Annotated in this window: 6 protein-coding genes; 4 read left to right on the top strand and 2 right to left on the bottom strand. The window is 63.8% G+C overall.

Annotated features, from left to right (window positions below; translation table 11 throughout):
• Positions 1-259 precede the first annotated feature (259 nt).
• Positions 260-1753 carry a CoA-acylating methylmalonate-semialdehyde dehydrogenase gene (locus tag DMX06_RS20865; protein ID WP_050703641.1) on the bottom strand — a complete coding sequence of 498 codons (1494 nt, stop codon included), beginning with the start codon at positions 1751-1753 and terminating at the stop codon, positions 260-262.
• 71 nt (positions 1754-1824) lie between these two features.
• On the bottom strand, positions 1825-3171 hold the full coding sequence (locus DMX06_RS20860) for an aspartate aminotransferase family protein (RefSeq protein WP_110739146.1): 1347 nt from the start codon (positions 3169-3171) through the stop codon (positions 1825-1827).
• A 119-nt stretch (positions 3172-3290) separates the two neighbouring features.
• Here DMX06_RS20860 and DMX06_RS20855 point away from each other — a divergent pair, with 119 nt between their 5' ends.
• The 4 genes from DMX06_RS20855 (at position 3291) to DMX06_RS20840 (ending at position 6684) form a co-directional block, all read left to right on the top strand.
• Complete coding sequence (locus tag DMX06_RS20855; protein ID WP_110739145.1) at positions 3291-4208, top strand: LysR family transcriptional regulator; 918 nt, start codon at positions 3291-3293, stop codon at positions 4206-4208.
• A gap of 85 nt (positions 4209-4293) precedes the next feature.
• Positions 4294-4956, top strand: a complete 663-nt coding sequence (locus DMX06_RS20850; protein ID WP_110739144.1) for a TetR/AcrR family transcriptional regulator — start codon at positions 4294-4296, stop codon at positions 4954-4956.
• Positions 4957-4965: 9 nt separating this feature from the next.
• A complete protein-coding gene (locus DMX06_RS20845) occupies positions 4966-5550 on the top strand; it encodes an IMPACT family protein (protein WP_110739143.1) in 585 nt (194 codons plus the stop codon).
• A 447-nt stretch (positions 5551-5997) separates the two neighbouring features.
• Positions 5998-6684 (top strand): SDR family oxidoreductase, encoded by a 687-nt coding sequence (locus tag DMX06_RS20840; protein WP_110739142.1) that lies wholly within the window; start codon positions 5998-6000, stop codon positions 6682-6684.
• The last annotated feature ends 58 nt before the right edge of the window (positions 6685-6742 follow it).

Here is a 6742-nt window from a genome sequence, read left to right as displayed (position 1 = left end):
ATCGAAGCACCTCCGATACTACCTGAAACATTCAACCTATTGATTAACAAAAGGTTTTCCGTTTCGACTACGTCGGAAGTGGGCGCATTATAAGGGGATCTGAAAGCCCGTCAACCGTTTATTTCATTAAAGTGAAATATCGGGGGAAAAGACCGCGTCAGGGCCACCAGGTGTTCGCCACAGCCCCTGCACCTATATAAACAGCCAAAAAACAAAGCGGGGCGGCCTGTCGGCCGCCCCGCTCTCTCATCCCTGCGCCTTACAGGCTGGGGAACGCAAACTGCGACGCCTCATGGCTGGCCCGCTGCGGCCAGCGCTGGGTGATCGCCTTGCGACGGGTATAGAAGCGCACTCCGTCCGGGCCATAGGCATGCAGGTCGCCGAACAACGAACGCTTCCAGCCACCGAAGCTGTGGTAGGCCACCGGCACCGGCAGCGGTACGTTGACGCCGACCATGCCCACTTCAATCTCGTCGCAGAACAGGCGCGCCGCCTCACCGTCACGGGTGAAGATGCAGGTCCCGTTGCCGTACTCGTGCTCGTTGATCAACTGCATGGCCTGTTCCAGGCTGTTCACCCGCACCACGCACAGAACCGGCCCGAAGATCTCTTCCTTGTAGATGCGCATCTCGGGGGTGACCTTGTCGAACAGGGTGCCGCCGACAAAATAGCCATCCTCGTTACCGGCCACACGGTAGCCACGGCCATCGACCACCAGCTTGGCGCCAGCGGCAACGCCGTCATCGATGTAACCCACCACCTTGTCACGCGCGGCGGCGGTAACCAGTGGCCCCATGTCCAGGCCGCAGGAAGTGCCGGCACCGATCTTCAGCGCCTTGATCTGCGGCTCCAGCTTGGCGATCAGCGCATCGGCCACCTGGTCGCCGACACACACCGCTACCGAAATGGCCATGCAACGTTCGCCACAGGAACCGTAGGCCGCGCCCATCAGCGCGCTGACGGCGTTGTCCAGGTCGGCGTCGGGCATCAGCACCGCATGGTTCTTCGCGCCGCCCAGGGCCTGGACGCGCTTGCCGCGCTTGGTGCCCTCGGCATAGATGTACTCGGCGATCGGGGTCGAACCGACAAAGCTCAGGGCCTTGACCTCTGGCGCCTCGATCAGCGCATCGACCGCTTCCTTGTCGCCATGCACGACGTTGAGGATGCCCTTCGGCAGGCCGGCTTCCAGCAGCAGCTGGGCGATGTACAGGGTCGAGCTCGGATCGCGCTCGGACGGTTTGAGGATGAAGGCGTTGCCGCAGGCGATGGCCAGCGGGTACATCCACAGCGGCACCATCGCCGGGAAGTTGAACGGGGTGATGCCGGCGACGATGCCCAGCGGCTGGAAGTCGGACCAGGCGTCGATGTTCGGGCCGACGTTGCGGCTGTACTCGCCCTTGAGCAGTTCAGGTGCTGCGCAGGCAAACTCGACGTTCTCGATGCCACGCTTGAGTTCGCCGGCGGCGTCCTCCACGGTCTTGCCGTGCTCCTCGCTGATCATCTGCGAGATCTTCGCCTCGTTCTGCTCAAGCAGCTGCTTGAAGCGGAACATCACCTGCGCGCGCTTGGCCGGTGGAGTGTTGCGCCAGGCCGGGAAGGCCGCCTTGGCCGAATCGATGGCCTGCTGGATGGTGGCGCGGCTGGCCAGCTCGACCTTGCGCACGGCCTGGCCGGTGGACGGGTTGAAAACATCGGCGGTGCGCTCGCCCTTGGTGACCAGCTCGCCGTGGATCAGGTGCTGAACAATGCTCATGCAGAACTCCAGATAAAGAAGGTGGAAGCGGGCGCGTGGTACTCACACGCCCGACATCGAATTCAGAAAAGTCAGTCGACCTTGTTCAGGGCTTCGCCCACCGCGTCGAACAGACGGTCCAGCTCCTGCGGCTGGGTGTTGAAGGTCGGCCCGAACTGCAGGGTGTCGCCACCGAAGCGCACATAGAAGCCGGCTTGCCACAGCTTCATGGCCGCCTCGTACGGGCGGACGATGGCGTCACCGTCGCGCGCTGCGATCTGGATGGCGCCGGCCAGGCCGTAGTTGCGGATGTCGACGACGTTCTTCGTCCCCTTCACGCCGTGCAGCAGCTTCTCGAAGTGCGGCGCCAGGTCGGCGGCGGACTGCACCAGGTTTTCCTTCTGCAGCAGGTCCAGCGCGGCGATACCGGCGGCGCAGGCGACCGGGTGCGCCGAGTAGGTGTAGCCGTGGGGGAATTCCACCGCATACTCGGGCGTCGGCTGGTTCATGAAGGTCTGGTAGATCTCGCTGGTGGCGATCACCGCGCCCATCGGGATGGCGCCGTTGGTGACCTGCTTTGCGATGCACATCAGGTCCGGGATGACGCCGAAGGCTTCGGCGCCGGTCATCGCGCCCATGCGGCCAAAGCCGGTGATGACTTCGTCGAAGATCAGCAGGATGTTGTGCTGCGTGCAGATCTCACGCAGGCGCTTCAAGTAACCCTTCGGCGGTGGCAGCACGCCGGCGGAACCGGCCAGTGGCTCGACGATCACTGCGGCGATGTTCGAGGCATCGTGCAGTTCGATCAGTTTGAGCATCTCGTCGGCCAGGGCGATACCGCCCTCCTCCGGCATGCCCTTGCTGAAGGCGTTGACCGGCAGCACGGTATGAGGCAGGTGGTCGACGTCCAGCAGCTGGCCGAACATCTTGCGGTTGCCGTTGACACCGCCCAGGCTGGTGCCGGCGATGTTCACACCGTGGTAACCACGGGCACGGCCGATGATCTTGGTCTTGGTGGCCTGGCCTTTCAGGCGCCAGTAGGCACGGACCATCTTCAGCGCGGTGTCGGCGCATTCGGAGCCGGAGTTGGTGTAGAACACGTGGTTCAGGTCACCTGGCACCAGGTTGGCAATTTTCTCGGCCAACTGGAACGACAGCGGGTGGCCGAACTGGAAGGCCGGGGAGTAGTCGAGCGTGGCCACCTGGCGGGCCACCGCTTCGCTGATTTCCTTGCGGGTATGACCGGCGCCGCAGGTCCACAGCCCCGACAAAGCGTCGAAGATCTTGCGGCCCTTGTCATCGACCAGGTAGTTGCCTTCAGCTGCCACGATCAGGCGCGGGTCGCGCTGGAAGTTGCGGTTGGCGGTGTAGGGCATCCAGTGGGCGTCCAGCTTGAGCTGGCTGGCCAGACCGGCCTGGGCGGTTTCGGGCATGTTCATCGGGCGATTCCTCGGAAGACGATTAGGCAACGATGGGTGTTGTTGCAGCTAAATTGTCACGGCGATAAAGTTCGAAAAACCCAGCATTTCTAACCTTCAGTCAGCGGATAACTAAACTAATGAGCCGGCGCCCCGATCCCCTCGCCCAGGTCAGTGATTTCGATATTCGGTTGCTGAAGATCTACCGCAGCGTGGTCGAATGCGGCGGCTTCTCCGCGGCGGAGAACGTGCTGGGCATTGGCCGCTCGGCGATCAGCCAGCAGATGAACGACCTCGAGCAACGCCTGGGCCTGCGCCTCTGCCAACGTGGCCGTGCCGGTTTTTCGCTGACCGAGGAAGGCCGTGAGGTCTACCACTCGGCCTTGCAGTTGCTCAGCGCCCTGGAAACCTTCCGTACCGAAGTGAACGGCCTGCACCAACACCTGCGTGGCGAGCTGAACATCGGCCTGACCGACAACCTGGTGACCCTGCCGCACATGCGCATCACCCATGCCCTGGCCGAACTGAAGGACCGCGGCCCGGATGTGCGCATCCAGATCCGCATGATCGCGCCGAGCCAGGTCGAGCAGGGCGTGCTCGACGGCAGCCTGCATGTCGGCGTGGTGCCGCAGACCAGCCCACTTTCCGGGCTCGAGTACCAGCCGCTGTACAGCGAGCGCTCGCTGCTCTACTGCGCAGTCGGCCACCCGCTGTTCTATGCCGATGATCAGCAGATCGACGACGACCGTCTCAATGGTCAGGATGCGATAGCCCCGACCTTCCGCCTGCCGGCCGACATCCAGGCCCATTACCAGGCCCTGCACTGCACCGCCAGCGCCTCGGACCGCGAAGGCATGGCCTTTCTCATCCTGACCGGACGCTACATCGGCTATCTGCCCGACCATTACGCGATGTTCTGGGTGCAGCAAGGCCGCCTGCGCGCACTCAAGCCCGCCCAGCGCTTCTATGACCTGAGCCTGAGCTGGGTGACGCGCAAGGGTCGCCGGCCGAACCTGGTGCTGGAAAGCTTCCTCGAGAGTCTGGCTGCGACACGTTGATACGCATCTCTACCGCTAATGCTTGTCACTTCGGCGCAGGCAGGTAATCTGTCGGACATCCGTAACGACCCGCCCGGAATCGTCCATGACCCTAGAAGTCCCTGCGCATCGCTCTCCCGCCTCGGGCAAGCCCGCCGGCCGCATTCGCCAGAAGAACGAACAGGCCATCATCCAGGCAGCCGAAGACGAGTTCGCCCGCCACGGCTACAAGGGCACGAGCATGAACACCATCGCGCTCAAGGCCGGGTTGCCCAAGGCCAACCTGCACTACTACTTCACCAACAAGCTGGGCCTGTACATCGCGGTGCTGAGCAACATCATCGAGCTGTGGGACAGCACCTTCAACGCCCTGAGCGTGGAGGACGACCCGGCGGAGGCGCTCAGCCAGTACATCCGCACCAAGATGGAGTTCTCCCGGCGCAACCCGCAGGCCTCGAGGATCTTCGCCATGGAAGTGATCAGCGGCGGCGAATGCCTGAGCGAGTACTTCAGCGCCGACTACCGCGAATGGTTCCGCGGTCGCGCCGCAGTGTTCCAGGCCTGGATGGACGCCGGCAAGATGGACCGGGTAGACCCTGTGCACCTGATCTTCCTCCTCTGGGGCAGCACCCAGCACTACGCCGACTTCGCCACCCAGATCTGCCAGGTGACCGGCCGCAGCCGGCTGACCAAGCAGGACATGGAAGACGCCAGCAGCAACCTTATCCACATCATTCTCAAAGGCTGCGGCATCAGCACGCCCGCCTGACCCGGACTTATGCCATCTACCCTGCTAGAGCTCTGCGAGTTCCGCGAAGAAATCCGCAAGAGCCGCTTCATCACCCTCGCCGGCCCGATCAGCAACCCGGCCGAGGCCATGGCCTTCATCGAACGCCACAGCGACCTGGCGGCCACTCACAATTGCTGGGCCTGGAAGCTCGGCGGCCAATACCGCAGCAGCGACGACGGCGAGCCTGGCGGCACGGCGGGACGCCCGATCCTTGCCGCCATCGAGGCCCAGGATTGCGACCAGGTGGTGGTCCTGGTGATCCGCTGGTACGGCGGCATCCAGCTGGGCACCGGCGGCCTGGCCCGGGCCTATGGCGGCGGCGCCAACAAGTGCCTGCAGCAGGCGCCCAAGCGCTTGCTGGTACAGCGAAGCGAGTTCGCCTGCAGTTGCACCTTCAGCGAACTGGCGCTGGTCAAGCTGCGCCTGGGCGAAGTCGACGGCCTGGTGCTGGAAGAGCAGTTCACCGCCAACGGCGTCGACCTGCGCATCGCCCTGGGTGACAGCCACCTCGAGGTGCTGCAGCAGCAGCTCGCCGACCTGAGCCGCGGGCGCATCCTGCTGGAGCGGGCCTGAGCGTTGCCCACAACTGCTGTGGGCCTGCCTGTGGATAAGCTTGGGGCATTCCGCTGCAAGCCTTGTACGGCAAGGCCTACAGCGTATTGAGCATATTTTGATCACATTTGTGTGACATAGACCCAAGTCACTGAAAGCCCGCGAGTTATCCCCAGTCATCAGCGCCTGCCTTCCCTGAAACGGGCATTTTCAGACCGCCGCGCTTGCACACAATTACTGTGGAGCAGCCTGTGGATAACCCGTGAACCACCCCCGCCAGGCCCCGGTCCCATCGGCCTTTCAGACCATCGAACATTTTTTGACCAGCAGCGACAGGGCAACCGGCCGGCACCTGGTTTATGCTCGTCACCCAGGCCCTCCCCTGTGGAGGGCAACCGCCACGTTGTTGCGCGACGAGCGAACCTGTGCACAACACCGCTCGCCTCGCCCTTGATATGGAGTATCGTTATGACCGCTAACAAGACCGCCCTCATCATCGGCGCCTCCCGAGGCCTCGGCCTGGGCCTGGTGCAACGCCTGCGCGAAGATGGCTGGAATGTCGTCGCCACCGTGCGCGACCCGCAACAGCCAGGTGCGCTGGGCGAAGTCTGCGGGGTGCGCATCGAGCGCCTGGAGATGAACGACACGGCCCAGCTCGACGGGCTCAAGCAGCGCCTGCACGGTGAAGTATTCGATCTGGTATTCGTCAACGCCGGGGTGATGGGCCCGCTGCCGCAGGACCTGGAAAGCGTGCAGGTGCAGCAGATCGGCGACTTGTTCATGACCAACGCCGTGGCGCCGATCCGTGTGGCCCGACGCTTGGCCGGCCAGGTGCGCGAAGGCAGCGGCGTGCTGGCGTTCATGAGCTCGATCCTGGGCAGCGTGACCATCCCCGACGGTGGCGAAGTCTGCCTGTACAAGGCCAGCAAGGCCGCGCTCAACTCGATGATCAACAGCTTCGTGGTCGAGCTGCAGCGCCCCGACCTGGCCGTATTGGCCATGCACCCGGGCTGGGTGAAGACCGACATGGGCGGCGAGAACGCCGAGATCGACGTGCTCACCAGCACCCGCGGCATGCTCGAGCAGGTCAAGGCCCAGAGCGGCAACGGCGGCCTGCGCTTCATCAACTACAAGGGCGAGGCGCTCACCTGGTAAACCCGGGCAATACCGGCCTGGGTGGGCGCATTGCCCGGCCAGGCCCTGTAGAATGGCG

This window comes from Pseudomonas mosselii (assembly GCF_003205295.1).
GTDB lineage: Bacteria > Pseudomonadota > Gammaproteobacteria > Pseudomonadales > Pseudomonadaceae > Aquipseudomonas > Aquipseudomonas mosselii_B.
Note: the sequence above shows the minus strand (reverse complement) of the source record. Positions and strands in the feature narration are given on the sequence as shown.